This is a genomic window from Bradyrhizobium cytisi (assembly GCF_008123515.1).
Classification (GTDB): domain Bacteria; phylum Pseudomonadota; class Alphaproteobacteria; order Rhizobiales; family Xanthobacteraceae; genus Bradyrhizobium; species Bradyrhizobium cytisi.
Genome location: NZ_VSSR01000021.1, coordinates 353,023 through 378,412, shown reverse-complemented (window position 1 = coordinate 378,412; position 25,390 = coordinate 353,023). Strand labels below are relative to the sequence as shown.

Genomic DNA, 25,390 nt, shown 5'->3' with positions numbered 1-25,390 from the left:
CAACAAGATGCGCCAGCGCCGGGCGGTTTACCAGTGCCGCGCTGCGCAATGGTGAAGAGGCTATTGCTCGTCCTTGGGCGGCATCCGGGGTGGCGGCAGCGGCGTGAACACCGCTCCTTGCGCGCCGGCCGGCGGGGCACTGAACTCGCCGGTGGAGGAATCGCCGCCGCTGGTCTCGAGAATAGCTTTGGGCGTCACATATTCCCGGACCATGTCGATCAGGCTGCCCTCGCCGCCGCCAAAATCGGCCGCGCGCCCGCCTTGCGGGTGGCCCGCAGCGATCTCGTTCTCGGCTGCATGGGTCTTGTCGGCCAGAGTGTCGTTGTAGGGGACGCGGAAGGCGCGCGGAATTCCGCTCGGACGGTGATCCTCGTCGAGCTCCTCGACCCACAGATAGATCGAGCCGGGATCGCCCTCCAGCGAATGCGGCTCGACGATCCGCGCCTTGAGCAGCTTGAACGCGGTGGGCAGCCTGTCCGTGCTGGCCCAGCCGAGCAGCCCGCGCATTTCCGAGAAGCTGACGACATAGAAGGCGCTGGTCACGACCACCGCGACCGCCTTCAGCGACCAGTGCAGCCGCGCATAGACCAGCACGACCAGCAACAACGCGCCGATCACGGCATAGGCGACCGACAGCGTGAGAATGACCGTCGGCAAATTAATCACGGCGTATCCTCACACCGGTCTTGGGGTCGACGTCAGCGCCGTTGCGCCAGGTGCTGCGGAAGGTTTCCAGCAGCGATTTCGGCCGCTGGTCCACATTGACCACCTTGCCTTCGGCATCGAGCCGGAACCGCACCGCGGTCTTCTCGTCACCGGTGTGGTCGAGCGTGAACTTGTTGTCGAAGACCACCTGCGCGGTCGGATTGAGCTTCTGCACCTTCACATTGGCCGTAACAGGCTCGCCGGTCGTGGCGACGAAATGCGAGACGTTGACGGTGTATTCGCCGGCGACGATGCCGCGCACCGTCACGATCTCCTCGCGGATGGGCGAGGCGATCTTCTTGCCGTTGACCATGATGAAGTCGTTGGCCCCGCCGCGATCGTCGCGATCGAGCGTGAGGAAGCCGGCCTCGCGGTGGCGATACCAGGCGATGTTGCCGGCGGGGTCCTGCACGAACAGGTCGAGATCGTCAGGGTGATTGTCCGGCCAGTCCAGCGTGATCATGAACTCGGCCTTGGAGTCGATCTTGCCCTCCTTGGCATCGGGCGAGACCGCGAGCAGCGCGAGGAAGAACAGGAAGGCGACCACCTGGAGCGCCTTGAACAGCATCACGCCCAGCGGATCGAACGGCTCCTCGCGCGGATAGAGGCCGAAATCATCCATCATGACGGCGTTCCAGCGCCTTTGCGCTCCAGGACAGGCGTCACATAGGTCTCCGTCAGCACCACGGCATCCGAGAACACCCGCTGGGTCGCGGAATCGAGCATGTAGTACTGGATGCGGACCAGGATCGAGCCGACGAGGCCGGCGAGAGTCGTGTACATCGCAACCGCCATGCCGTCGCTCATCAGCCCCATCGAGGAGCGCATCGCGACCTTGTCCGCGGCATCCAGTCCGGCAATCGGCGCCAGCATGATGATGAAGCCGATGATGGTGCCGAGCAGGCCGAGCTTCATCAGCGTATCGGAGACGAAGGCACCGAACCCGTTGGAGCCGCGCAGGCGGTCGGCAAGCGTCCGCAACAGCAGCGTCTGGTCGACCGGGCGGTAGTCCTGCGCGGCGGCCTTGGTCACGAGGCTCTCGATGTGATCCCGCACCAGCCCGCGCGGCAGCGCAGACGCGCTCGCATCGAGCACCTTGCTGCCATCTGGCGCCGCCAGCACCGCGCGGCAGCGCCGTGCCGCCGCCCCCTCACGGGCAATTGCCCGTGTGCGCAGGAAGCAATGACCGCAGGTCAGGATATAGAGCACCGCGATCACGCTCGAAATGTAGGTCCGGTCCGAGGTCAGCATCAGATGGATCAGGCCGAACCGCCACAGCAGCACGACGGCAAAGATCGACAGCCCTGTGAAGATCATCCAGAACAGCAGCGCGCTGCGCTCGGATGGGTCAGTCGCGGTGTTCGCGATCGGTCCAATCGTCATCGAACTCATGCTGCACTGCTCCTGACCTGCAGGGATTGGCCTGCGACGATTGGCTTGTAAAGGATCCTTGCCGATTAGATCAAAGCCGCCGCACCAGGTCCAAAGACCCATGCCCAATCCGGCTTGGGAAATTTGCCCGAGCCGCGCTCCGGCCCAAACCCTGCAATTGGCAAGGCGCGGCGACGTTGTTAGGCTGAGCTTACCAAACTTTGGGGTGATCGCATGCGCCTCGTGCTTCAGCTTGTCGCCCGCCTGCTCCTCATCGTTGCGCTCTGCCTGGGCGCCGCGACCATATGGGCCACGTTCGATGCCTATCGCAGCATCGACCGGGCGACTGCGGCCTCCGCGCAGCGGGTCGCGCAGGCGCTTCAGGCACTGTACTGGCATGAGCTCTTGCTGCGCAGCAGCAGAATGCGCGAGCATCTCGTGCCGGTTCCGGAGTGGCGGACGCTGGAGACGATGAAGCTGATCTCGCCCGGCGTCTGCGTCGAGTTCCAACCGGCGACCGCATTCGAAAAGCCACTGTGCGGCCAGAGCCAGGGCATCGGCAGGGCGCCGCCGCGCTGGTTCGCGTCGATCGTGCCGACCTTCCTCGGCAGCCACGCCGAGGTGGTGCGGCCCGTCAGCCCGCGCGCCGCTGCCGCCGGAACGGTCGTCGCGACGCCGGACGAAGCAGCCGCAATCTTGCTCGCCTGGGAGTACATCCTCAACGTGATCGACGTCGCGCTGCTGATGGCGGCGGCGATCGCGCTGCTCGCTTCGCTTGCGATCGCACACACGCTGGCTCCGGCGCGCGCCATCGTAACGGCCCTGCAACGCATGGCGCGCGGCCAGTACCGCACCAAGCTGCCGCGCTTCCGCTCCATGGAGCTTGGGATGATCGGCGGCGCCGTCGAGAAGCTCGGCAGCCGGCTAGAAGAATCCGTCGAGCAACGCGCGGCGCTAACACGGCGCCTGATCGAGATCCGCGACGACGAACGTCGCGCGCTCGCCCGCGAGCTGCACGACGAATTCGGACAGAATCTTTCCGCCATCCTCGCTTTCGCCAACACGATCGAGACCGCGAGTCCGAAAGACGGGGATCATGGCATCGCGCAGGACGCGCACATGATCTCGCAGGCCACTCACCATTTGATGGCTTCGCTGCGTGATGCGCTGAAGCGCCTGCGCAATCCCCTGCCCGAGGAGCTCGGGCTGGAAGCGAGCCTCGTCAACCTCGTCGACAGCTGGCGCTCGCAGAGCGCGACGCAGCCGACGATCCAGCTCGACCTCAAGGGCGACCTCACCGACATCAGCGGTCCGGCCGCTACGACCGCCTATCGCGTCGCCCAGGAATGCCTGACCAATGCGCTGCGCCACGGTGCGGCCCGCGAGATCTCGTTGCACGTCGAGCGGTGCGCAGGCGAGGACGATGCGCTTCTGATCCGCGTCGAGGACGACGGCGGCGGCGATGCGGCACGCGTGGCGCGCTCGGCGGGCTTCGGCCTCACCGGAATCCGCGAGCGTGTCGCAGCCGCCGGCGGATCATTGTCGATCCTGCCTGCGAGCCGCGGCCTCAGTGTCGCCGCAACGATCCCGCTCGCAGCATGAGGCGGCCATGAGCGAGGTCGCAGCAACAGGCATTTCGGTGCTGCTTGTCGACGACCATCCGATCGTCCGCCAAGGCTATCGGCGCGTGCTGGAGAGCCAGGGCGATCTCCACGTCGTGGCGGAAGCCGACAACGCCGCGGATGCCTATGGCGCCTTCAAGACGCATGATCCCGACGTCGTCGTGATGGACATCTCGATGCCCGGTGCCAGCGGCCTCGAGGCGATCCGCAACATCCGCGCGCGCAATCCGCGGGCGCGGATCCTCGTCTTCACCATGCACAACGAGGCCGTGCTGGTGAAAGCCGCGTTCAGCGCCGGCGCTTCCGGCTTCGTCACCAAGAGCAGCGCCCCCTCCGCCGTCGTCAACGCCATCCGCAGCGTCGCCCGCGGCGAGCGGGCCATGAGCGACGACATCGCGCATGTGCTGGCCGAGGACAGCCTGTCGACAGGCTCAGCGCTGGATCAGCTGGGCGAGCGCGAGATCGAGATTTTGCGCCAGTTCGCCGGCGGCGCCACCACCGAAGAGATCGCGACGCATCTCAATCTCAGCGTCAAGACGGTCCAGAATTATCACTACTTGATCAAGACCAAGACTGGCACACGCACGGATGCGCAGCTCGTCCGGCTGGCGGCAGCTTGCGGGCTGACGAAGATCTAGCAGCGGGACTGCCGGATTTCCGGGTCCTTCAATCTGCTGAACGCAATGGAACGCAGGCCATCCAACCCCGGTTAGTAGCGGAGCGGAGGAGTAACACGCCATGAGTAAAGCTCATCACAAGGCAGTCGACCATCCCACCGTCATCACCGTAGGCGAGCTGATCGACCAGCTTTGCCGCTTGCCGGACACGGCTGTTGTCCAGTTCCGCTGTCCTATGCTCGATCAGGAGCTGACATTCTACCGCCTCCGAAAGCAGTCGAAGGACGTCGTCGAAATCGCGGTCAGTGCATATCCGGAGAGCCCGCCGGTCGTCCCGTCGTCCGACGGCACATTCCACCCGCGAAGGCACGCCACATCCTCGTCCGCGCCCCGCAACGGCGGAGCGCTTCAAGCCAAGAGGGTAAGCTAGGAGGAGCGCTTCTAGGCCGCCTTCAGCCCACGCAGCAACAGGGCGAGCGTCGCATCGACGCGCGCGGGCAGCTCGGCATCCTTCCATTCGTCGGCATGGGCCGGATGGTGGAAGCGGCAGGTCGCATCGAACAGGGCACGTGCGGTGGTCTTGACGTCGGTCACTTCGAACACGCCCTGCTTCACGCCATCGGACAGGATCGCTGCGATCTGGTCGATCATGGTGTCCTTGTGACACTTGACCGCCGCGCAGGCCTCGCGGGCCAGCGTCAGATAGGTCTCGAACATCTCGGGGTCCTCGAGCACGCGTGAACGCTTGGCCGCGAACAGCGTGCGAAGCCAGCGGTCGAGCCGCGCCGGCGCAGAGCCCTGCTCCTCGGCGATGGCCAGGAGCGGCGCGTCAATACGGTCGAGCCAGCGCTTGGCTACGGCCTCACGCAGCGAGGCCTTGCTCGGGAAATGGCGATAGACGCTGCCGTGGCTCACATCGAGCGCACGGGCAACGTCGACCACTGTGGCCTTGGCAAGTCCGTAGCGCCGCAAGACGTCCTCGGTGACTTCGAGGATTCGCTCCGGCGTCAAGATAACGGCTTCGTTCATGCCAGCACCATATTCCCCGTTCAGGGTCCAGTTACCCGGCGATGGATGCTTACCGAAGCGCCCACACCGGTCGGTTCGGAAAGCTCTCGCTTTAATGAGGCAGTTTTGCAGCCTGCGCCGCGATCTGGCGCGCTACCAGTAAATTGAGCCAGTGCCCAATCGTCCCGGTGAGATTGATGATTTCGGTCGTCATTGTCGCAAGTCTCCAATCATTGGCGGTCCCCATTATTCAATTTCGACCCTCGATCCTCGTTTGTTGGGACTCTGGGCTTCCCGGATGCCGCCAGACGCCCAATCGGAGCGTCCGAGAACGGATATACATCTCTCTCTGACAGATTTCAATATCTGTCAGTCAATGATCCGTGATTGACAGCTAATATTTGCGGACAGCCTTGCCAGCCGACCCGGCCCGGGCCGCCGGCCGCGTCGGAGGCTGAAAACATCCATCATCCCCCGCCACCTTGCCGTACCGTTTGTTTGGCCCTCCCCCTCTGCCAAATCACGGCGTAAAAAGCATTTTGACCGGCGCCACCCCCTAGAGTCGCCGCCCACCTCCCCGGCGGGTTACCCTGCGCTCACCCGCCCTACGAAGAAGAAACGGATCCTCCCCATGCCCATCGTCAACCGCATCGCCGCCCTCTCCGACGAAATGGCCGCCTGGCGCCATGATTTCCACGAGAATCCGGAGCTGCTCTACGAAGTCCACCGCACCGCCGGCATCGTCGCCGACAAGCTTCGCGAGTTCGGCTGCGACGAGGTGGTCACGGGGATCGGCCGCACCGGCGTGGTCGGCGTGATCCGCGGCCGCAAGTCCGGCTCCGGGAAGGCTATCGGCCTGCGCGCCGACATGGACGCGCTGCCGATCGTGGAAACCGCCGATGTGCCCTACGCCTCGAAGATCCCGGGCAAGATGCACGCCTGCGGCCATGACGGCCACACCGCGATGCTGCTGGGCGCCGCAAAGTACCTCGCCGAGACGCGCAATTTCGACGGCACGGCGGTCGTGATCTTCCAGCCCGCCGAGGAAGGTGGCGGCGGCGGCAAGGCCATGGTCGAGGACGGGCTGATGACGCGCTGGAACATCGACCAGGTCTACGGCATGCACAACATGCCGGGCCTCGCCGAGGGGCATTTCGCGACCACGCCCGGTCCGCTGCTCGCCTCTTCCGACAACATCCGCATCACCGTGCACGGCAAGGGCGGCCATGCCGGCGCCACCCCGCACCAGGCGATCGACAGCGTCCTGATCGGCTCGCAGATCGTCAACGCGCTGCAATCGATCGTCGCGCGCAACGTCGATCCGCTGAAATCGGCGGTGATCTCGGTCACGCAATTCCACGCCGGCACCGCCTTCAACATCATCCCCGAGACCGCCGAGCTCAGCGGCACCGTGCGCACGCTCGATCCCGACGTACGCGATCTCGTCGAGCGCCGGATCGGCGAAGTCGCCGAAAGCGTCGCCCGCGCCTATGGCGGCTCGGCGGAAACGAAATACACGCGGATGTATCCGGTGACCTTCAATCATGCGCGCGAAGCCGGCGTCGCCGCCGACGTCGCCCGCGGCATCGTCGGTGCCGACCGCGTCAACGACAAAATCATTCCGATGATGGGCGCGGAGGATTTCTCGTTCATGCTCGAAGAGCGGCCCGGCGCAATGGTGCTGGTCGGCATGGGTGACAGCCCGGCGTGCCACCACCCGGCCTACGTCTTCAACGACAACATCCTCGGCCACGGCGCATCGTTCTGGGTGCGCCTGATCGAAACGACGATGCCGGTGGGCTGAAATCGTACGGTGGGTTAGCGAAGGCTTCTCACCCCTGATATTGCAGCACGTGCATGCCGGCGTTCCAGTCGCTGACGAACATCATGCCGTCGGGCCGGACATAGGCGTCACAGGTCTTCGCCGCGAGCGCGACGTTCGGGCGAGGGTCGACGAGCTTGTTCGGCGTCGGCGGCACCCAGTACGCGATCTCCTTCGGCGCAAAGGCATCCCTGACGTCGAACACCCTCATGCCGGCATTGTTATAGGTCGCGAAAATCGTCTCCTCGCTCTGGAATGAGCCCGGACGGTTCTCGTGCAGATTATGCGGGCCGAAGGTACCGTTCGTGCAGAAATCGCGGTCGCGCGGCGTCGGCAGGGTTGCGATCGGCACCGGGTTTTCCGGCGCGCGGACGTCGAGCACGAATGTATGGAACAGGCCCTTGGCGCATTGATCCGCGTTCGCTTCATCCGCGACGATCGCAAGCTGACGCTTCGGCAGCGGCAGCGGCGTGTGCGTGCCGCCGGCAAAGGGCGGCGACCAGTTGATGTGGGACAGCAGTTTTGGATTTGTGGGATCGCTGATGTCGTGGATGGTGAAGCCACCATCGCGCCAAGCGGCATAGCCGCGATCACCCGCCGTGATCATGTGATGGAGCGCGAAGCGCTTGCCTTTCGGCGTCGCCGGCTCGCCGGCCGCGCGGTTCATGCCCGGCAGCCACCATTTTGCGACGATCTCCGGCTTGGTGATGGTCTTGAGGTCGACCACGCAGAGGATGTGGTCGGTGAATCCATCGAAATGCGCCGACACATAGGCATAGCGGCCGCCCGGCCACCAGAGACGGTTGATGCCAAAGCCGGGTATTTCGAGGAATGCGATCTCGCGCATCTTGCCGGGTTTGGAGATGTCGTGAATGGAGAGGCCCGAGCGGAATTTCTTCGCCTTGGTGATGCTGTCGACCAGCGTGTTCTCGAAATAGCCGCGCATATTGTCGTAGGACTGCATCGCGACGATATGGGCGCCGTTTGCAAGCAGCAGCATGTCTTCGGCCACCTGGAGATGGTGGGTGCGGGTGTATTGTCCCGCCGTGAAGAAATTGACCGGCTTCAGCGCACGCGGATCGGAGGCGTCCAAAATCGTCACGCCGTCGCTGAACATGTGCCCGACATAGATGTGCTGCCGGTTTAACATCACCTGGACGCTGTCGGGCCGTCCGCCGATGTCGCTGTAGGAGATGTGCTGGATGCCCTTACCGATGCCTTCAGGGGGAATATCCGGCTCTGCAGCCCGCGCCTGGCTCGACCACCCGGAGAGCGCAGCGGCTCCGAACACGCCCGACAATTGTTGAAGGTGGCGGCGGCGAGAGACTTGGCACATCGGTTTCCCCCAGTGTTTTTTGGGGATGATGCGCGCTCGTGGCGAGGCATGCAAGCCTTGCGCGCTCCTACGCCTGCACGACCTCGTGCCGCATCACTAACGGCGCGAGCAGCGTGTGCACCTTGAACACGCGCACCGCGGAGCCCATCATCGGACCACCGAGCGTAGGCCCATCGGCTCACCCGCGCTCATCGCGCGAGATGCGGTCTGGTCTGACGCGAGAGGCAGGGTGAACTGGAAGACGGCGCCCCGAGGTTCGTTTGGGCCGGCCCACATCCGCCCGCCATGCGCCTCGATGATCGAGCGGCAGATGGCCAGGCCCATCCCCATACCTGTGGGCTTGGTGGTGTAGAAGGCGTCGAACAGGCGCTCCATGTTCTGCGGATCCAGCCCCGGACCGGAATCCCGCAAGGTGACGTGCACGCCGTCCGATCCATCTCTGCCGGTGCTGATCAGCAACTCGCGTCCTCCCTCGCCGACCGCGGCCATCGCCTCGATCGCGTTGACGATCAGGTTGAGCACCACTTGCTGAAGTTGAACCCGATCTGCCTGAATGGGTGGCAAGCCCTCGTCAAATTGCGTTCGCACCGAGACGCCGTTCTTGAACGCTTCACTGCGTGTCAGCGCGATGACCTCAAGCACCGCCTGGTTGATCTCCAGATTCTCCTTTTGCGGGGGAGCATTCCTGATGAGCGCCCGGATCCGACCGATGATGTCGCCGGCTCGCATGCCGTCATTGGTGATCCAGTCGAGCGTCTGTCGCACCCGCTCCAGATTTGGCGGTTGAGCCTCCAACCAGTTCAACCCGGCCTCGGCGTTCGCCACGATCGCGGCGATCGGCTGGTTGACTTCATGGGCAATCGAAGCGGTGAGTTGCCCCATCGTAGTGACGCGATTGGCGTGCGCGAGCTCCATCAAGGCTTCACGGTAGCGCCGCTCGTGTTCGCGGCCTTCGGCTTCAGCCCGCTTGAGAGCCGTCAGATCGAGGACAAAGCCGACGCCATTATCCGTACCTTCTCCAAACATGGTCCCGCCGATCAGCACCGGCACACGGCTTCCGTCCTTCCGCACATACTCCTTCTCGAATGGGTGGGCCGTCCCGACCCGCTTCAATTCCGCCACGGTCTGCAAGTCGCGGTCGCGCCATTCCGGCGGTGTGAGATCGGTCCGATGCAAGCGTCCTGAGGCGAGATCCTCCCGGTCGTATCCCACGATGCGCAGGAACGCATCATTTGCCTCGAGAATGCGCCCCTGGACTTCCCAGATGATGATGCCGATGATGTTGGCATCGAACAGGCGCCTGATCTTGATATCTCGTGCTGCAAGATCACTCTGGAGCTGGATGTTCTCCTCGGTCGCCTTTCTCCGCCGCTTCGCTTCGAGCCGCGCGAGCGCCAGCGCCGCTCCGGCCAGCGCGACGACGAGGACAACGGCGCCGGCGATCAGCCAGGTCCAGCGTCGCTCGAATGCTTCGGCACGCGCCTCCCGGTTGGCGAGCCGAAAGCGCTCGTGATCCACCATCTGGTCGATTTGCGAGCGGATCTCGTCCATGCTGCGGATCATTGCCAACGCGGCCTGCCCGGACGTGCCGGCCGTCTTCAGCAGCTCGTCGATCTCGCGCAGCGTGGCTGCAACTGTCAGTGCCAGATGTCCGGCCCGAAGGCCCTGCAACGGATCGTCCGCGACCAGCGTCTGCAGCGCCTGAGCTTCCCGTCGTACACTTTCGTCAGAGACGCCGTAGGCCTTGAGATAGGCGGGGTCGAGGGTCATGAGATACCCGCGCCTTTCGGTCTCGAGCTCCGCGACGATCGCCCGCAGCCGATCGAGCGTTTCGAGTACCTGGCGGCTATGCTCGGTGAAGTGATGAGCTGCTTGCCGCTCCTGCCAATATTGCAGGCCAAGGAAGCCGGTCGCGACAAACAGGGTCAAAAGCACTGCGACCGCAAGGATCAGCGGACGAGCAAACCACCGCAGATAATAGCCCGGAGCAAGGACTGACATTGGCCGTGGATCTTCGACGCGCGTCGGACCGGAGCGTTGCTGGAACGATAGCATGGGCGGTCCGCGCAGGTGAGGGGAACCAGCCATTCGCGACGCATGCTCCACTGGCGCCGAAATCCGCCAGTTGGCGGAGCACAATGTCACGGGTGACGTCTCCCTTGTTGTAATTGACTGCCCGCAATTAGGAGCGCCAACATGGTGCCAGCCGGAAACTCAGGGAGCGGTGGGGTGCCAACCAGCCGTCGGAGCTTCGTCAAGGGATTGGGCGCGGCGGGAGCCGTCTTACCGGCAGTCGGGCTGTTGCCAGGGCGGGGCCTGGCGGAGGATGCCCCCCCGGCCGATGCCGGCGCCGCGATCGACTGGAAGCAATTTGCGGGACAGACGATCGCGCTTTCGGGCGCGATCCATCCGTGGTCGAATGCGATCACGCCGCTGTTGCCGGAGTTCACCATACTCACCGGCATCAATGTCACCATCGATTTCCAACTGGAAACCACGTATCTCGGCGCGCTGCCGATCAGGCTCGCCCGCGGCAGCAGCACGCCTGACGTCTTCATGTTCACGACCTATGGCCAGGGCATCTCGAATGGATGGCTGGAGCCGCTGAACGGCTATTATTCCCTGAAGTCGCTGACCGATCCCGCCTGGTATGACGAGAGCGACCTGCTCAAGACGGCCCGAGCCTTCCCGCTGTGGTCGGACGGCGAACGGTACGCCGTTCCGATTACCTCAGAGGCGATGACCCTGTTCATCAACCGAGATGCGATGGCAGCGAAGGATCTGCCTGTTCCCCAGACTTTCGAAGAGCTGCTTGCCACCGCCAAGGCGGTCAAGGCCAACGGGATCTCGGGGATCGCCATGCGGGCCCAGGCCGGCGGCAATTCCTCCCCGCCGGCCATGGGCTTCGTGTTCTCCTACGGTGGGGCCATGGTCGAGCACAACAGGGTCGCCTTCGCGAGCCCGGAGGCGATCGCGGCCGTCGAGATGTACGGTCAGCTGCTCAGTCAGGCCGGGCCCGCCGGCGTTGGCAGCTATGAGTGGTACAACGTGCTGGATGACTTCCTCCAGGGACGGACGGCCATGGCCATCGACAGCAGCAACTTCGCGACCGACATCTCCAATCCTGCGAAAAGCCGTGTCGCTAAGCAGGCCGGCTTTGCAAGCTTTCCGCATCTCGCCGGTCGCGAACCCGTTCCCTTCATGTCGCACTGGCAGGCGTGCATCAATTCCAAATCCCGAAACAAGCGCGCGGCTTTCCTGTTCCTGCTCTGGGCGACGAGCAAGGCGACCTCGCTGCGGACTGCTGCAGCGGGACTGGCGACGACGCGCGTGTCGGCCTGGTCGAGCGATGGCTTCAAGAAGGCGTTCGGCTCGCAAGCCGCCGAGGCGGCGTTGACCAATCTGCAGAATGCCGATGTCGACCGTGCCAAGGCGATCCTTTTCCATGCGCAATCGCGACCGATCCTGGACGCCTTCATGATCGGCGTGAATGAAGTGGTCAACGGGGCAAAACCGGCGAAGGATGCGATGACGGGCGCGGCCGAAAGGGCCAACGCGGCGATCCGCGGCTAGTGGCGAGGCATTGTCCAATCGGAAGTGTTGGGGCCGTGCCATGCACGGCCGCACTTAGCCGAACACCACCTCGTGCCGCATCACGAACGGTGCAAGCAGCGTGTGCACCTCGCCGGCAACGATTTCGCGCTGGTCCGCCGGAAGCCCCGCAAGCGTGACGGTTGCGATCGAGCCGTGGCTGCCATGGGCGCCGACCTTCACCTTGCAGTCGATGCCGCGCGCGATCAGCGGCGCCAGCACCTTGGTGAACACGCGCTGCGCCGCATCCCAGCGCAGTTGCGGCTTGAACACCTTGCCGACGCCGGTCACCGGCATCGGGTCGATCGGGATGACCTGCACCGGAACGGCGGCGCGCTCCGGCGTGCGCTCACGCACCCACGACTCGAGCTCGCCGGGCTCGACGGACGCGCCGGGCTTCAACTGCACATAGCCCACAGGCAGTTCGCCGGCATAAGCGTCGGGCTGGCCGACCACCGCGGCAAAGCCGACGGCGGGATGTCGGAACATGATCTCCTCGATCGGCGCCGGATCGATGTTGTGACCGCCGCGGATCACGAGGTCCTTGGCGCGGCCGGTGATCCAGAGATAGCCATCGGCATCGAGCCGGCCGAGATCGCCGGAATTGACCCAGACCTCATCGACAAAGGCCCCCTTGTTGTGGGCGTCGTTGAGATAGCCGCCGAACACGCCGGGCCCGGCCATGATGACGACGCCGATCTCGTCCGGCTTGCAGTCGCGGATCAGGCGGCCATCGGCGTCGAGCTGCACGATGCGCACCCGCGAATAAGGCATGGGCAGGCCGACCGAGCCGAGCCGGATCGGCCGTGACGGATAGGCGAGCGTGTGCACGCTCGAGGTCTCGGTCATGCCGTAGACCTCGACCACCGGCAGCTTGAGCTTTTCCTGGATTGCCGAGCCGACCGCAACCGGGATCGCCGAGCCGCCGCCGGCTGCATATTTCAGGCTGGAGATGTCGGCATTGCCGGGCGGCACCGCGAGCGTAGCGGCGAGCACCGTCGGCACGCTCGACAGCGCCTCCGGCTTGAAGCGCTCAACCAGGCCCCAGATGTTCTTCACCGCGTTCGGATTGCGCCAGCCGCTCGGCGACAGCACGACCAGCGAGCCGCCGCTCGACAGCGTCAACAAGACTTGCGTCAACGATCCGCCGACATGGAACAGCGGCATGCCGAACAGAAGGTTGGAGCCCGGCTTCGGCTTCAGCAGCAGATTGAGCGCCCAGGCTTGATAGACCTGATTGGCATGGGTGTGCCGCACCAGCTTCGGCGTGCCGGTGGTGCCGCCGGTGTGGAAATACGCCGCGATGTCGCGGCCCGCGATCTTGCGCCCGCTGACAAGCCGGTCGGACGGCTGCTGCTTGATCAGGTCGTTGAACGCAAAAATTCCGTTGGTGGGATCGCCGCCGCCGGCCACCTGCACGATCGCCTTGAGGTGCTTGAGCTGCGGGCGGATCTGCTCGACCTTCTGCCAGATGTCGGTGCCCGGCATCGGCCCGAGTGCCACCAGGATTTTCGTGTTGGCCGCTTCCAGAATCTCCGCGATCTGGTGCGGCTCGAGCAGCGGGTTGACGGGATTGGCGATGCCGGCAGCCTCCGCACCGAACAGCGTCACGAAGGCATCGGGCAGCAGCGGCAACATGAAACTGATGACGTCGCCCTTTTCCGCGCCGAGCGCGTGAAACATGTTGGCGGCTTGCGTCGCGCGCGCGATGAAATCGCGGAAGGTGACCACGAGCGGCGTATCGGCCGGATCGGCATTTTGCAGAAACTGGATCGCCGCCCCGTCGGGGTTGCGCGCAGCCCCGAGCTTGATCGCATCATAGGTGCTCTCGGCCGCGACACGGTCCGCGTAAGGGACCTGCTCGAAGGCCCGGACCTCCTCGTCCGTCAAAAGCTCCGGATAGTCGTTGCCGATGAGCCGATCGAGCGCGTGGATGCCCGCCATGGAATTCCGTCCTCCCTCAGATGCATCTCCTCGCCCCTGTCTTTTGACATTTGGTTTGGCAAGGCCTCGACCGATTGGCCGGCCGAGCGCCGACAGCATGATGGATGATTTGGCGTTCGTCCATGACCTAACGGCTACTGTCGTAGCACTGGGGTGCGCGGCGTTTGAACCTCCGTGCCCGATCCGGGGACCAAGAACATGGGTCGGATTCGCCTGCCAGCGTCCTGCCGCAAGACTTGAGGTGATCATGACCACGCCCCCGCGGGACCGCGCCACACGGCTGATCGTCGCAATCGCGATGATGTCCGCGATCATGGCAATTGCCATCGCCCTGCCGCGCGCCGCGCTCGCCGATGACCAGTTCGACAAGATGCGCGCCAGGATCGTGGCCTTCGTCGGCGACAAGATGGAAAAGCAGGGCGGGTCGCGCATCATCTACAGGGTGGACAGCTCCGGCCTGCGCGAGAGCGTCCTCACGGATCTGCGCGACGACGTCTACAAGAACCTGCACGACGGCCATATCGCCTTCTCCAATCTTGCGATCCGCGACGGCGGCGTCGACGTCAAGATCGCGGACGCCAAAGGCCGCGATCAGCTCGCGCGCAAGCTCGCCGCAGCCGCGGACGGACTGCCCTCGCATGCGCTCGCCGTGACTGACGGCGGCAACGGAGCGGTCAGGCTCGCGCCGACCGATGCCGCATCCGTTGCACGGCTGAATGAACTCGTCGAAGAGTCCATCGCCATGATCGAGCAGCGCCTCAAGGATTCCGGCGTCAAGCTTGCCAGTGTCGCCCCTGACGGGACCGACCGCATTCGCATCTTTCTGCCTGGCGCGACCGAACCCGAGCGCATCACCGCGATCTTCGCCCGGAAGGTCAAGGTCAGCTTCCGCCTGATCGATGCCTCGATGTCACCGGAGCAGGCGCAATCCGGCACGCCGCCCGAAGGCTCGGAAGTCCTGCTCGGCTTCAAGGACAAGCAGCCCTATCTGGTCGCCAAGGACAGTGTGCTCGACGGCGAGGACATCAACTACGCGGCGCCCGGCTTTGCAGCCGGCACCAAGGACCCGGTCGCCTCGTTCCGCTTCAACGGACGCGGCACGCGGCGCCTCGCCCACGTAACGGAAGAGGACGTCGGCAGATCCTTCGCCATCGTGCTCGACGACAAGGTGATCTCCGCCCCCGTGATCCGCGAGCCCATCACCGGCGGCTCGGTCCAGATCTCCGGTAATTTCACCCTCGAGGAGGCCAACAGCGTCGCCATGCTGCTCCGCGCCGGCGCGCTGCCCGGGCACCTCACGCTCGTCGAGCAGCAGGTCATCCAGCCCACCGCCAAGCCCTGAGGCGGAGATAGCCCGCGCCCCCGCCGCCAGGGCGCCCGAGTCCGTCCAAAGTCCGTTCACGATACCCCAAGCCGGCGCCCCCGGTGGCCTCGAATCACGGGCCGCACCGAGGTCATACGCGCAACCAACGGGCAATTGCCGAAATGCCCGTTCAGGCTAAAATTTGCCTCTTGCAGCATGACGGCCGAAGGCTTCATTCAATCCGTCGTCATTCGATTTCGGCTATACGAATACCAAGCAGGACAGAAAGCCTTACGCAGGGATAGTACCATGCCGTCCGGCAGTGCAGACATTTCCTCTATCCTCGACCGCATTCTCGACGCGGCCACGGACAATCTGAGGATCGCGAAGATCCTGGTCCAGATGGGCCTCGATCCCAACAACGTCACCTACGACGCAATCTTCAACCGGCTGCTCGAGATCTTCGTCCACAACATCACGCTGGCCAACATGTTCGCCGCAGTCGGCGCCGGCTTCTTCGTCGCCACCCTGCTGATGCGGACGATGGTGCCGCTTCGCGTCGCCAACATGGTCGGCTGCGCCTTCTTCGCCATCTTCGGCGCGCTCTCGGCCAATGTCTCGACGTTCCTGCTGTATCTGCTGCTGCTTCCGATCAACGCCTTGCGCCTGCGGCAGATGCTCAAGCTGGTCAAGAAGGCGCGCCATGCGGCCGAAGGCGACATGTCGATCGAGTGGCTCAAGCCGTTCATGACCGAGCGCAAATATCGCCACGGCGACACGCTCTTCAAGCTGGGCGATCCGGCCAAGGAGATGCTCCTCACGGTCACCGGCAAGTTCCTGGTCAAGGAGATCAACGTCGAGATCGGGCCCGGCGCGCTGATGGGTGAGCTCGGCTTCCTCACGCCGGACAACCGGCGCACCGGAACGATCGAATGCACCGAAGACGGCCAGGTGCTGACGATCACCTATGACCGCCTGCTCGAGATCTACTTTCAGGATCCGCAATTCGGCTACTACTTCCTGGTGCTGACCAGCCAGCGCCTGCTGCAAAACATCGATCGCCTGCAGAAGCAGCTGGCCGCAGCACAGGCGGCGACCACGAACAGGATCGCCTGATCACCGCTCAGCTCAGCAGCAGCGCCATGCCGGGATCGCCCTTCTCCATCGCGCGCCGGTAGGCCGGACGCGCGCCGATGCGGCCGAGATATTTGACCAGGTTCGGGCAGCGCGCGAGATCGTAGGGCTGGAAATAGCGCATCGTGATGAGCGAGAAACCCATCATGATGTCGGCCGTGGTGAAGCTGCTGCCCGCCAGATATTCCGCATCGCGCACGCGTGTATCGACCAGGTCGAATGCGCGATCGACCCGCGCCTTGGTCGCGACCAGCATCGGATTGTCCTCTGCGAGCTTGAGCCGGTTCAGCAGCATCAGGCGGCCCATGCCGGCTTGCAGCGTGCCATTGGCGAAGTGAAACCAGTACAGGAATTGCGCGAAGTCGGGCGTGTCCGGGCCAAGCACGAGGCGGCCCTTGCCGTATTTGACCATGATGTAGTCGACGATGGCGCCGGATTCGGCGAGCACGAGATCACCGTCGACGATGACGGGCGCCGCCCCGATCGGATGCAGCGCCTTGTAGTCGGGCGGCGCCAGCATGGTGACGGAATCGCGCGCATAGCGCTTCAGCTCATAGCGGATCTCGAGCTCCTCGCAGAGCCAGACGATGCGTTCGGACTGCGATTTGCCGAGATGGTGAACGGTGAGCATGGGCATTTCCTGTGCAGATGACTCCGGCGATTGCGCCGCGAGTGTTTGTCGTGACGTTGCATCATACTCCGTCATTGCAAGCGCAGCGAAGCAATCCAGACTGCCACCGCGGAAAAGATTCTGGATTGCTTCGCTGCGCTCGCAATGACGATATGGAGAGACCGTCCCCTACCCCGCCTCGTCGGTCACCATGCGCGCCACGACGCGGTCGCGGCGGACGAAGTGGTGCCAGAGGGCTGCGATCACGTGGATCGCGATCAGGGCCAGCAACACATAGGCAAAAAAGATGTGGCGGTCCTCATAGGCGCCCGCCGCCGCTTTGTCCGGAGAGGTGAATTGCGGCACGTTGAACAGGCCGAAGAAGTCCGAATAATTGGGCGTGCGCGCGCCCGAGTGTGCCCAGCCCAGCATCGCGACCAGGATGACGACGAGATAGAGTGCGCCATGGCTGACACGGGCCGCGATCTTCTGCCAGCGCCAGGTCTCGGCCGGCAGCGCCGGCGTCGGGTTGAGGGCGCGCCAGACGATCCGCAGCACCGTGAGCAGCAGGATCACATAGCCGATGTCGGCATGGATCGAGCGATAGAAGAACTTATCGGCGCGCGCCGGAATGTGGTTCATCCACCAGCCGAAGCCGATCATGCCGAGGATCGCCAGCGCCAAGCCCCAGTGAAACCACCGGGCAACGCTCCCCCAGCCGGTCCTCGTGTTTCTGATCATGTCGACTCCCGAAAATTTGCGGATGTCCCAACCGCAGCGCAGCACGGCTGCAAATAGCGGGAACGTGCGGCAAAGGTGAAATTGAATCGTTCCAAACCGGGCGCCGGCCGCCCCCCGCCGCAAAACCGCCCAAAAAACCCAATGGTAACCATGACGGGCTAGGGTGGTGACGTGACCAATTCTCCGACGATCCTGGTATTCGATTCCGGCCTTGGCGGCCTCACCGTGCTGCGCGAGGTCGTGGCCGTGCGCCCCGAGGCGCATTACGTCTATGTCGCCGACGACGCCTTCTTCCCCTATGGCCATCACAGCGAGGACGAGATCATCGCCCGCGTGGTGCCGCTGATGGGGGAGCTGATCGGCACCCATGATCCTGACCTCGTCGTCATCGCCTGCAACACCGCCTCCACCCTGGTCCTATCGCATCTGCGGGCCGCTTATTCCGTACCGTTCGTCGGCACGGTGCCGGCGATCAAGCCGGCCTGCGCCCGGTCGAAGACCCGCCGCGTCTCGGTGCTCGGCACCAAGGGCACCGTGAAGCGCGAATACACCAAGGCGCTGATCCGCGATTTCGCGCTAGGCTGCGAGGTGACGCTGGTCGGCTCGCCCGAGTTGGCCTCGCTTGCCGAGCGCGAGCTCAGGGGGCAGGCGATCAGCGACGGCGATATCCTCGCCGAGCTCACCCCCTGCTTCGTCGGCGACGCGGCAGACGCGGGTGCACGCACCGACACAATTGTCCTCGCCTGCACGCATTATCCGCTGCTGCTCGACCGGCTGGAGCGGCTGGCGCCCTGGCCGGTCGAATGGATCGATCCTGCACCTGCCATCGCCCGCCGCGTCTCGGATCTGCTCGGCCCGCACGGTGGGGACATCGTGCAATCCGGCGCCGCGATGATCTTTACGTCGAACCGCGCCCATGGGCTCGGGGCGACCCTGACGCCATTCTTCGGCGGCCGCGCGCTGGCCTGACTTTTCGCGGACACGGCGCGCTGCTAGGCTTCGCCGTTGTCATCGCGCAAGGTCATCACATGCCGGTCCCCGCAACGCCGCTCAATCGCCTCCGCCAATTGTGGAGTGAAGGCCGCCCCGCCTTCGGCGCGATCGCAACGATCCCGAGCGTACAGATGGTGCAGATCATGGCGCGCTCGCTCGACTGGATCATCGTCGATCTCGAGCACGGCCCGATTGGATTGACCGAAGCGCATGCGATGATTGCCGCGACGACGGGCACGCCGTGCACGCCGCTGGTGCGGATCGCGGCGAACGAGCCGTGGCTTGCGAAAGCGCCGATGGACATCGGCGCCTTCGGCATCAATTTCCCGATGATCACGAACCGCAGCGAGGCGGAGAAGGCGGTGCGCAGCGTGCGCTACCCGCCGCGCGGCGACCGGCTCTGGGGTCCGTTCCACGCGCCGTTCCGCTGGGGCCAGACGATGCCGGACTACATGGCGTCAGCCGACGACGAAATGCTCTGCATGATCACCATCGAGCATGTCGACGCCGTCAACCGCATCGACGAGATCATGGCGACGCCGGGCATCGACGTCGCCGTCATCGGCCCCGGCGATCTCGCGACCTCCATCAACAAGCGCGGACAGATGGACGATCCCGAGCTGCTCGAGCTGGTCGCCCGCGCGGAAGCCGGCATCCTCAGAAGCGGCGTGCCAATCGGCGGCGTGGCGCGCACCGCAGACCAGGCCAACGCCCTGGTCGACCGCGGCTACCGCGCGATCGCGCTCGGATTCGACTGGTCGCTGTTCCAGCGCGGCATCATGGCGGCGTTCGACGGGATCAAGCGCTGAACAGGCCGAAGGTCGCGCTATCGATGGCCAGGTGTCGTGTGTATGACACCCCAGCCAAAGGCGACAAATCATTGAAAGTGCTTGGAGTTTACGTCGTCGACAAGACCAGGCCGCTGGCCTCGCCAGCGCCTTGATCGGGCCGAACCGATCTGCCCAAAGCGGGTTAGTTCGTGCTAGAGCAAGCGGCGAACGGGCGCCCCCTCGCCGCCCCCAAGTCAATCCCCTGTCAGTCCGCGGGAACCGGAGAACGATGCGCGGTCAACCCAAGAACATTTCACTGCCGCGCCGCCTGATTATCGACCTCATGCGCGCCTCGATGGGCGTGCCGTTCGTCTCATTGTCCCGCTCGCTCAATATTCGACCCCTGCTGGAGGCCCGCGCGAGCGCGGTGGCGCCGGTCGGCTGGGCCGCGATGTTCGTCAAGGCCTTCGCCCTGGTCGCCAAGGACGAGCCGGTGCTGCGCACCGTCTATGCCAAATGGCCCTGGCCATCGCTCTACGAGCTGCCGAAGAGCGTGGCGCTGGTGGCCGTCGCCCGGGTCGAGAACGGCGAGGAATGCGTGATGCCGCAGCGGATCGCGGCCCCGGAGGCCATGGCGCTGGCCGCAGTCGACGCCGAGATCCGGCGCGCCAAGACCGCGCCGATCGACGACGTCCCGATGTTCCGCAAGATCATGCGGGCGACCCGCCTGCCGCTGCCGCTGCGGCGGCTGTCCTGGGCGGTGGGCTTAAATTTCGGCCGGCAGCGGGGCAATTGGTTCGGCAGTTTCGCGGTGAGCTCGGTGGCCGCCTATGGAGGCGGCGAGCTCCATCCTGTGACGCCTGGCCCGTTCATCGTCAGCTATGGCCTCGTCGAGCCCGACCAGACCATCCATGTCGTGATCCGCTGGGATCACCGGGTCACCGACGCCGCCCCGATTGCCCGGGTCCTGACCCGGCTGGAACAGGTGCTGAACACTGAAATCGCTGCCGAATTGCGGGCGGCCGGCTCCAAACCAATCCGGGCTGTCGGGACCTGATTCCAGGGCCATTCGCATTGACAAAGCGGCCCAAACTCTCCTAAAAGCCCCCTGCTCGCGGGCCGATTTCGGCCCGCGAAGCGTTTCGCGACCCGTGGTCCTCTCCCTTAAGCTTTGGGGATCGGACCTGTCAGTGCCGGGCTAGCCCGTCACCCAGGAGGGCGCGTTTCCTCAAACCAAGTACCTGAAGAGGACGCGATGACTAAGCGCAGTGAGGCGAAGTACAAACTCGATCGCCGTATGGGCCAGAACATCTGGGGCCGCCCAAAGAGCCCCGTCAACCGCAGGGAATACGGCCCTGGCCAGCACGGCCAGCGCCGCAAGGGCAAGCTCTCCGATTTCGGCGTGCAGCTGCGCGCCAAGCAGAAGCTGAAGGGCTACTACGCCAACATCAGCGAGCGTCAGTTCCACGGCGTCTATGTCGAGGCGAGCCGCCTCAAGGGCGACACCGGTGAGAACCTGATCGGCCTGCTCGAGCGTCGTCTCGACGCGGTGGTCTACCGCGCCAAGTTCGTCTCGACGATCTTCGCCGCGCGCCAGTTCATCAACCACGGCCACATCAGAGTGAACGGCCGCAAGGTCAACATCTCGAGCTACCAGGTCAAGGTCGGCGACGTGATCGAGGTCAAGGAAGCCTCCAAGCAGCTCGCCCACGTTCTCGAAGCGAGCCAGCTCCCTGAGCGCGACACCCCCGACTATCTCGAAGTCGACCACGGCAAGATGACCGCAAAGTACGTGCGCATCCCCCATCTTTCCGACGTGCCGTTCCCGGTGCAGATGGAGCCCCATCTGGTCGTCGAATTCTATTCGCGCTGATAGACCACCAATTCATCGCTCAAAGGCCCCGGTTTCCGGGGCCTTTTTGTTGTGGTATGGGCAATCTGAATGTCTCAGATCACTGACCAACTCGCCAACATTGGACCGTCGGCAATTCCGACCGAAGCGGAGCGCGAGGTATGGGCCACGTTGTCACGTGACGAGCAGGTCCGCCGATATCAAAAGCTGTTCGCACAGCCCAACTGCAACAACTTCACTTCAGAAACTCCAGACGACATCCTCGCCACCGCGCGGCAACGCGTTGCCCAGCGCGGCCATGGCTGACTATCGTTGTTCGATAAGAGAATGAGACTCGCTATGCTCTACACCCCTCCCCCCATCGATCCCAAGGCGCCGCCGGTGCGCATCAATCTGCTCTCGGACACGCAGACCAGGCCGACATCTGCGATGCGCGAGGCGATGGCGCGGGCCGAGGTCGGCGACGAGCAGGTCGGCGACGACCCGACCGTGAATGCCCTGTGCGAGCGCGTAGCCGAGCTGATGGGCAAGGAGGCGGCCGTCTACATGCCCTCGGGCACTATGTGCAACGTCACCGCGACGCTGGTGCATTGCCGTCCCGGCGACGAGATCCTTGCGCACGAGACCGCGCACATCATCGCCCGCGAAGGCGGCGCGCATGCCGCGATCGGCGGCTTCCAGGTGACGCAGCTCAAGGGCGCCGACGGCCAGTTCACGCCGGAGACGTTCCGCAAGGCCCTGCATCCGCGCACGCGCTACCAGCCAACCCAGACGGTCGTCAGCGTCGAGCAGACCGCCAATATCGGTGGCGGCACGATCTGGAAGAAGGCCGCGCTCGACGAGATCGTCGCGATCGCCAGGCAACACGGCCTCGTCACCCACATGGACGGCGCGCGCCTGCTCAACGCGACAGTGGCGAGCGGCATCTCGCCGCGTGACATGACCGCGGGCTGGGACTCAGCCTGGATCGATTTCTCCAAGGGCCTGGGCGCGCCGATCGGTGGCGTGCTCGCGGGCTCCCGCGCCTTCATCGACGCGGTGTGGCAGTGGAAGCAGCGCCTCGGCGGCTCGATGCGGCAGGCCGGCGTCTGCGCCGCGGCCTGCATCTACGCACTCGACCATCACGTCGAGCGCCTCGCCGACGATCACGCCAATGCACGAGCTCTGGCCCGCGGCCTGTCGCAGATATCGGGCGTCGAGGTTCAGGAGCCAGAAACCAATCTCGTGTTCTTCAAGCCCGATGGCGCCGGCGTGCCCGGCGACAAGATGGTCGCCGCACTGCGCCAGCGCGGCGTGACGCTCGCGATGATGGACGGCCGCATCCGCGCCTGCACCCATCTCGACGTCAATGCGAGCCAGATCGAGGAAACGGTCGGATACGTCAGAGAGATCGTGCGCGAGGCGTAAAAATCTACCGCCCCATCGCCTGATAGATCAGCGTCTTCAGCGCGAGCTGAATCCGGCCGCGCTGCGACGGGGTCTGCACCATGAAAATCCCGAACAGGTCGTCTTCGGGATCGATGAAGAAGAAGGTGCCGCCGACGCCATCCCAGCGATATTCGCCGAGCGGCCACGCGGTGCCCGGCGGCACCGAGGTGCGCACGGCGACACCGAGACCATAGCCGGAGCTCTCTCCCGGGTAATAATTCCTGTCGCGTTCGACATGGGTTTCGGGACCGACGTGATCCGACGCCATCAAGGCGATGGTATCAGGCTTGAGATAGCGCCGGCCTTCATAGCTGCCGCCATTGAGCAGCATCTGCGAGAAGCGCGCATAGTCGCCGACGGTGCCGACGAGGCCGCCGCCGCCCGACTCCCATCTCAGTGGTTTCCTGATATCGCGGACCTGCGTCATCGGACTGATCGCGCGATCCTCCGGCATCGGCTCGGCGATACGCGGCCACTTGGCGGGATCGGCGACATAGAACGCGGTGTCCTTCATTCCGAGAGGATCAAGCAGCCGCTCCCTTGCGAACTGAAACAGCGATTTCCCGGATATCACCTCGATGATGCGGCCGAGCACGTCGGTGGAGTGGCCGTAATCCCAGATCGTGCCGGGCTGTTCGGCGAGCGGCAGTGTGGTGATCTTCGCGACGAGTTCGGCATTGGTCGAATCCTTGTTGGCGAACAGACCGGCATCGGCATACAGCTTGTTCACCAGGCCCCCGCCATAATAGCCGTATGGAATCCCGGCGGTGTGGCGCATCAAATCCTCGATCGTCACCGGACGATTGAGCGGCTCCAGCTCCAGCGAGATCTTGTCGTCCTCGGCCTTCTTCTCGACGCCGACCTTCATGCCGGCAAAGGCCGGAATGTATTTCGAGACGGGATCGTTGATCGCGAGCCTGCCCTCCTCGACCAGCATCATCGCAAGGACAGAGGTGATCGGCTTCGACATCGAATACAGCCGGAAGATCGTGTCCGCGCTCATCGAGATCTCGGTTGCGACGTCGCGGACGCCGAAATTCTCGCAATAGACCGGCTTGCCGTGCTGCTGGAGCAGCAGGATCGCGCCCGGAAACTTGCCGGTCGCGATCTCGTTCCTGATGTAGTCAGAGACTTTTGAGAGGCCCTCGGGCGTCAGCTTGTGCGCGCGGCCTTCGGAGCCCGCTTGCGCACTGACAAGGCCGAATAAAACTACGAGCGCCGCCATCAGCCCGCGGCGCCCGTGCATGTCAGTTCTCCATGGATTCATAGACCAGTTGCTTCAATGTCCGTTGGATGCGCTGGCGCTCGGTCGGGGTCTGTTCCAGCAGCACAAAGAACATGTCCTGCTTGGGGTCGATCACGAAATAGCAGCCGGAGGCGCCGTCCCACTTCAATTCTCCGAGATCGCCGGGCGGCGGCGGTTTTGCGTTGCCGGGATCGGTGCGGACGGCAAGACCGAGTCCGAAGCCGAAACCGTCGCCGGGAAAGTAGAAATAGTCACGACCGACGCCGGAATTCGGGCCGACCTGGTCGCTCACCATCTGCTTGAACGTCTCGGGCTTGAGGATGGTCTTGCCGTCGAGGCTGCCGCCGTTGAGCAGCATCTGCGCAAAGCGCTCATAGTCCGCCATGGTCGTCACCATGCCGCCGCTGGCGAACTGGATCTTCTTGACGACCGTCGGATCGTTGATCCGGCCGACCCGGAAATCGCTGTCATTCAGCACCGGCTGCGCCAGCAGCTTCTGCTTCTCGGGGTCCGTGACGAGGAAGCCGGTGTCGACCATGCCGAGCGGACCGAGCAGCGTCTCCCGCTCGATATCGAGCAGCGGCTTGCCCGCCGCGACTTCCATCACGCGCGCAAGAATGTCGGTGGAATGGCCGTATTGCCAGAGCGCGCCCGGCTGGTTATGCAGCGGCAGCTTTGCGATGCGCTCGGCGAACTCAGCGAGGTCGAAATCGCCGGCATAGATATTGGCGTCTCGATAGGCCTTGCGGACCAGGCTGTCGCCATAAAAGCCGTAGGTGACGCCCGAGGTGTGCGTCATCAGATCCTTCACCGTCATCGGCCGGTTCGGCGGCACCAGCTCGAGCGACTTGGTGCCGTCCTCGGCCTTCTTCTCGACGCCGACCTTCACATTCGCGAAGGACGGGATGTATTTCGAGACCGGATCGTCGAGCTTGATCTTGCCGTCCTCGAGCATTTTCATCGCGGCAACCGCGGTGATGGCCTTGCTCATCGAGAACAGTCGGAAGATCGTCTTGTCGGTGATCGGCGCCTTGCTGACCACGTCCTGCACGCCGAAGGCTTCGTGGTAGACCGGCTTGCCGTGCTGCTTGATCAGCACGGTTGCACCCGCAATCTTGCCGGTCGCGACCTCGTTCTTGAAGAACTCGGTGACCTTGGCGAGCTTGTCCTGATTGAAATGCGCGCCGGCTGGAATCTCGTAAGTGCCCTCCGCGCGCGCGAGCGACATCGTGCCAAACGAGACGAGCGCGCCGCAAACGAACGCGCGTAGCCCAAAACGTAAAATCATATCCCCTCC

General features: G+C 64.3%; 23 protein-coding genes and 3 pseudogenes. 14 read left to right on the top strand and 12 right to left on the bottom strand.

Features of this window, described 5'->3' with window-relative positions; genetic code table 11:
* Positions 1-60: 60 nt before the first annotated feature.
* From FXB38_RS14400 to FXB38_RS14390, 3 genes are read right to left on the bottom strand one after another with little or no spacing between them, the layout of a single operon-like run.
* Positions 61-666 (bottom strand): hypothetical protein, encoded by a 606-nt coding sequence (locus tag FXB38_RS14400; RefSeq protein ID WP_148751494.1) that lies wholly within the window; start codon positions 664-666, stop codon positions 61-63.
* Positions 659-1,330 (bottom strand): DUF2135 domain-containing protein, encoded by a 672-nt coding sequence (locus FXB38_RS14395; RefSeq protein ID WP_027534510.1) that lies wholly within the window; start codon positions 1,328-1,330, stop codon positions 659-661. The genes FXB38_RS14400 and FXB38_RS14395 overlap by 8 nt, the downstream gene beginning before the upstream one ends.
* The gene (locus FXB38_RS14390) at positions 1,327-2,097 is read right to left on the bottom strand and encodes a MotA/TolQ/ExbB proton channel family protein (RefSeq protein ID WP_148751493.1); all 771 of its coding nucleotides are present in this window, start codon (positions 2,095-2,097) and stop codon (positions 1,327-1,329) included. Before FXB38_RS14390 ends, FXB38_RS14395 begins: the two co-directional genes overlap by 4 nt.
* A gap of 213 nt (positions 2,098-2,310) precedes the next feature.
* On the opposite strand from FXB38_RS14390, the gene FXB38_RS14385 reads away from it, so the two are divergent.
* The 3 genes from FXB38_RS14385 (at position 2,311) to FXB38_RS14375 (ending at position 4,745) form a co-directional block, all read left to right on the top strand.
* A complete protein-coding gene (locus tag FXB38_RS14385; RefSeq protein WP_148751492.1) occupies positions 2,311-3,678 on the top strand; it encodes a sensor histidine kinase in 1,368 nt (455 codons plus the stop codon).
* A gap of 7 nt (positions 3,679-3,685) precedes the next feature.
* Positions 3,686-4,336, top strand: a complete 651-nt coding sequence (locus FXB38_RS14380) for a response regulator (RefSeq protein WP_148751491.1) — start codon at positions 3,686-3,688, stop codon at positions 4,334-4,336.
* A 100-nt stretch (positions 4,337-4,436) separates the two neighbouring features.
* The gene (locus tag FXB38_RS14375; protein ID WP_148751490.1) at positions 4,437-4,745 is read left to right on the top strand and encodes a hypothetical protein; all 309 of its coding nucleotides are present in this window, start codon (positions 4,437-4,439) and stop codon (positions 4,743-4,745) included.
* Positions 4,746-4,756: 11 nt separating this feature from the next.
* Here FXB38_RS14375 and FXB38_RS14370 read toward each other — a convergent pair whose 3' ends face one another.
* Positions 4,757-5,344 carry a TetR/AcrR family transcriptional regulator gene (locus tag FXB38_RS14370; RefSeq protein WP_148751489.1) on the bottom strand — a complete coding sequence of 196 codons (588 nt, stop codon included), beginning with the start codon at positions 5,342-5,344 and terminating at the stop codon, positions 4,757-4,759.
* A gap of 610 nt (positions 5,345-5,954) precedes the next feature.
* Here FXB38_RS14370 and FXB38_RS14365 point away from each other — a divergent pair.
* Positions 5,955-7,127 carry a M20 aminoacylase family protein gene (locus FXB38_RS14365; RefSeq protein ID WP_148751488.1) on the top strand — a complete coding sequence of 391 codons (1,173 nt, stop codon included), beginning with the start codon at positions 5,955-5,957 and terminating at the stop codon, positions 7,125-7,127.
* Positions 7,128-7,155: 28 nt separating this feature from the next.
* On the opposite strand, the gene FXB38_RS14360 is transcribed toward FXB38_RS14365, so the two are convergent.
* From FXB38_RS14360 to FXB38_RS43815, 3 genes and pseudogenes are all read right to left on the bottom strand, one after another.
* Positions 7,156-8,481 (bottom strand): LVIVD repeat-containing protein, encoded by a 1,326-nt coding sequence (locus FXB38_RS14360; protein WP_148751487.1) that lies wholly within the window; start codon positions 8,479-8,481, stop codon positions 7,156-7,158.
* A gap of 147 nt (positions 8,482-8,628) precedes the next feature.
* A pseudogene (locus tag FXB38_RS14355) lies at positions 8,629-9,924 on the bottom strand (sensor histidine kinase); the annotation flags it as partial.
* A 96-nt stretch (positions 9,925-10,020) separates the two neighbouring features.
* Positions 10,021-10,482: pseudogene (locus FXB38_RS43815) on the bottom strand (CHASE3 domain-containing protein); the annotation flags it as partial.
* A gap of 228 nt (positions 10,483-10,710) precedes the next feature.
* Here FXB38_RS43815 and FXB38_RS14350 point away from each other — a divergent pair.
* On the top strand, positions 10,711-12,054 hold the full coding sequence (locus FXB38_RS14350; RefSeq protein ID WP_246229886.1) for an ABC transporter substrate-binding protein: 1,344 nt from the start codon (positions 10,711-10,713) through the stop codon (positions 12,052-12,054).
* Between the two features lie 54 nt (positions 12,055-12,108).
* Here FXB38_RS14350 and FXB38_RS14345 read toward each other — a convergent pair whose 3' ends face one another.
* Positions 12,109-14,016 carry an acyl-CoA synthetase gene (locus FXB38_RS14345; RefSeq protein WP_148751485.1) on the bottom strand — a complete coding sequence of 636 codons (1,908 nt, stop codon included), beginning with the start codon at positions 14,014-14,016 and terminating at the stop codon, positions 12,109-12,111.
* A 247-nt stretch (positions 14,017-14,263) separates the two neighbouring features.
* Here FXB38_RS14345 and FXB38_RS14340 point away from each other — a divergent pair, with 247 nt between their 5' ends.
* The gene (locus tag FXB38_RS14340) at positions 14,264-15,358 is read left to right on the top strand and encodes a SecDF P1 head subdomain-containing protein (RefSeq protein WP_148751484.1); all 1,095 of its coding nucleotides are present in this window, start codon (positions 14,264-14,266) and stop codon (positions 15,356-15,358) included.
* Between the two features lie 270 nt (positions 15,359-15,628).
* Complete coding sequence (locus tag FXB38_RS14335; protein ID WP_187434868.1) at positions 15,629-16,435, top strand: Crp/Fnr family transcriptional regulator; 807 nt, start codon at positions 15,629-15,631, stop codon at positions 16,433-16,435.
* A gap of 7 nt (positions 16,436-16,442) precedes the next feature.
* On the opposite strand, the gene FXB38_RS14330 is transcribed toward FXB38_RS14335, so the two are convergent.
* The gene (locus tag FXB38_RS14330; RefSeq protein ID WP_148751482.1) at positions 16,443-17,084 is read right to left on the bottom strand and encodes a glutathione S-transferase family protein; all 642 of its coding nucleotides are present in this window, start codon (positions 17,082-17,084) and stop codon (positions 16,443-16,445) included.
* Between the two features lie 168 nt (positions 17,085-17,252).
* Positions 17,253-17,804: a cytochrome b gene (locus tag FXB38_RS14325; protein ID WP_148751481.1), complete on the bottom strand. Its 552-nt coding sequence runs from the start codon at positions 17,802-17,804 to the stop codon at positions 17,253-17,255.
* A gap of 171 nt (positions 17,805-17,975) precedes the next feature.
* Between FXB38_RS14325 and murI the strand changes: the two genes are divergently transcribed.
* The 7 genes and pseudogenes from murI to FXB38_RS14290 all read left to right on the top strand — a co-directional run bounded on the left by murI (position 17,976) and on the right by FXB38_RS14290 (position 22,826).
* On the top strand, positions 17,976-18,773 hold the full coding sequence (murI, locus tag FXB38_RS14320) for a glutamate racemase (protein WP_148751480.1): 798 nt from the start codon (positions 17,976-17,978) through the stop codon (positions 18,771-18,773).
* 59 nt (positions 18,774-18,832) lie between these two features.
* Entirely contained in the window at positions 18,833-19,606 is a 774-nt protein-coding gene (locus FXB38_RS14315) for an HpcH/HpaI aldolase family protein (RefSeq protein ID WP_148751479.1), read from the top strand.
* 38 nt (positions 19,607-19,644) lie between these two features.
* A pseudogene (locus FXB38_RS43810) lies at positions 19,645-19,740 on the top strand (cupin domain-containing protein); the annotation flags it as partial.
* A gap of 116 nt (positions 19,741-19,856) precedes the next feature.
* Entirely contained in the window at positions 19,857-20,624 is a 768-nt protein-coding gene (locus FXB38_RS14305) for an acyltransferase (RefSeq protein ID WP_148751478.1), read from the top strand.
* Positions 20,625-20,822: 198 nt separating this feature from the next.
* The gene (gene rpsD, locus FXB38_RS14300; RefSeq protein ID WP_148751477.1) at positions 20,823-21,440 is read left to right on the top strand and encodes a 30S ribosomal protein S4; all 618 of its coding nucleotides are present in this window, start codon (positions 20,823-20,825) and stop codon (positions 21,438-21,440) included.
* A gap of 69 nt (positions 21,441-21,509) precedes the next feature.
* Complete coding sequence (locus FXB38_RS14295; RefSeq protein ID WP_148751476.1) at positions 21,510-21,725, top strand: hypothetical protein; 216 nt, start codon at positions 21,510-21,512, stop codon at positions 21,723-21,725.
* Between the two features lie 33 nt (positions 21,726-21,758).
* A complete protein-coding gene (locus tag FXB38_RS14290) occupies positions 21,759-22,826 on the top strand; it encodes a threonine aldolase family protein (protein ID WP_148751571.1) in 1,068 nt (355 codons plus the stop codon).
* A 4-nt stretch (positions 22,827-22,830) separates the two neighbouring features.
* Here FXB38_RS14290 and FXB38_RS14285 read toward each other — a convergent pair whose 3' ends face one another.
* The gene (locus FXB38_RS14285; protein WP_187434867.1) at positions 22,831-24,093 is read right to left on the bottom strand and encodes a serine hydrolase domain-containing protein; all 1,263 of its coding nucleotides are present in this window, start codon (positions 24,091-24,093) and stop codon (positions 22,831-22,833) included.
* 1 nt (position 24,094) lies between these two features.
* Positions 24,095-25,381 (bottom strand): serine hydrolase domain-containing protein, encoded by a 1,287-nt coding sequence (locus FXB38_RS14280; protein WP_187434866.1) that lies wholly within the window; start codon positions 25,379-25,381, stop codon positions 24,095-24,097.
* Positions 25,382-25,390: the final 9 nt, after the last annotated feature.

What these genes read in the sequence shown, in the direction of transcription:
- FXB38_RS14365 (WP_148751488.1), top strand. Translation starts at nt 5,955, where the DNA reads ATGCCCATCGTCAACCGCATCGCCGCCCTCTCCGACGAAATGGCCGCC.
- FXB38_RS14340 (WP_148751484.1), top strand. Translation starts at nt 14,264, where the DNA reads ATGACCACGCCCCCGCGGGACCGCGCCACACGGCTGATCGTCGCAATC.
- FXB38_RS14370 (WP_148751489.1), bottom strand. Translation starts at nt 5,344, where the DNA reads ATGAACGAAGCCGTTATCTTGACGCCGGAGCGAATCCTCGAAGTCACC.
- FXB38_RS14285 (WP_187434867.1), bottom strand. Translation starts at nt 24,093, where the DNA reads ATGCACGGGCGCCGCGGGCTGATGGCGGCGCTCGTAGTTTTATTCGGC.
- FXB38_RS14325 (WP_148751481.1), bottom strand. Translation starts at nt 17,804, where the DNA reads ATGATCAGAAACACGAGGACCGGCTGGGGGAGCGTTGCCCGGTGGTTT.
- rpsD (WP_148751477.1), top strand. Translation starts at nt 20,823, where the DNA reads ATGACTAAGCGCAGTGAGGCGAAGTACAAACTCGATCGCCGTATGGGC.
- FXB38_RS14330 (WP_148751482.1), bottom strand. Translation starts at nt 17,084, where the DNA reads ATGCTCACCGTTCACCATCTCGGCAAATCGCAGTCCGAACGCATCGTC.
- FXB38_RS14280 (WP_187434866.1), bottom strand. Translation starts at nt 25,381, where the DNA reads ATGATTTTACGTTTTGGGCTACGCGCGTTCGTTTGCGGCGCGCTCGTC.
- FXB38_RS14305 (WP_148751478.1), top strand. Translation starts at nt 19,857, where the DNA reads ATGCGCGGTCAACCCAAGAACATTTCACTGCCGCGCCGCCTGATTATC.
- FXB38_RS14375 (WP_148751490.1), top strand. Translation starts at nt 4,437, where the DNA reads ATGAGTAAAGCTCATCACAAGGCAGTCGACCATCCCACCGTCATCACC.
- FXB38_RS14380 (WP_148751491.1), top strand. Translation starts at nt 3,686, where the DNA reads ATGAGCGAGGTCGCAGCAACAGGCATTTCGGTGCTGCTTGTCGACGAC.
- FXB38_RS14390 (WP_148751493.1), bottom strand. Translation starts at nt 2,097, where the DNA reads ATGAGTTCGATGACGATTGGACCGATCGCGAACACCGCGACTGACCCA.
- FXB38_RS14395 (WP_027534510.1), bottom strand. Translation starts at nt 1,330, where the DNA reads ATGATGGATGATTTCGGCCTCTATCCGCGCGAGGAGCCGTTCGATCCG.
- FXB38_RS14315 (WP_148751479.1), top strand. Translation starts at nt 18,833, where the DNA reads ATGCCGGTCCCCGCAACGCCGCTCAATCGCCTCCGCCAATTGTGGAGT.
- FXB38_RS14345 (WP_148751485.1), bottom strand. Translation starts at nt 14,016, where the DNA reads ATGGCGGGCATCCACGCGCTCGATCGGCTCATCGGCAACGACTATCCG.
- FXB38_RS14385 (WP_148751492.1), top strand. Translation starts at nt 2,311, where the DNA reads ATGCGCCTCGTGCTTCAGCTTGTCGCCCGCCTGCTCCTCATCGTTGCG.
- FXB38_RS14290 (WP_148751571.1), top strand. Translation starts at nt 21,759, where the DNA reads ATGCTCTACACCCCTCCCCCCATCGATCCCAAGGCGCCGCCGGTGCGC.
- FXB38_RS14360 (WP_148751487.1), bottom strand. Translation starts at nt 8,481, where the DNA reads ATGTGCCAAGTCTCTCGCCGCCGCCACCTTCAACAATTGTCGGGCGTG.
- FXB38_RS14335 (WP_187434868.1), top strand. Translation starts at nt 15,629, where the DNA reads ATGCCGTCCGGCAGTGCAGACATTTCCTCTATCCTCGACCGCATTCTC.
- FXB38_RS14295 (WP_148751476.1), top strand. Translation starts at nt 21,510, where the DNA reads ATGTCTCAGATCACTGACCAACTCGCCAACATTGGACCGTCGGCAATT.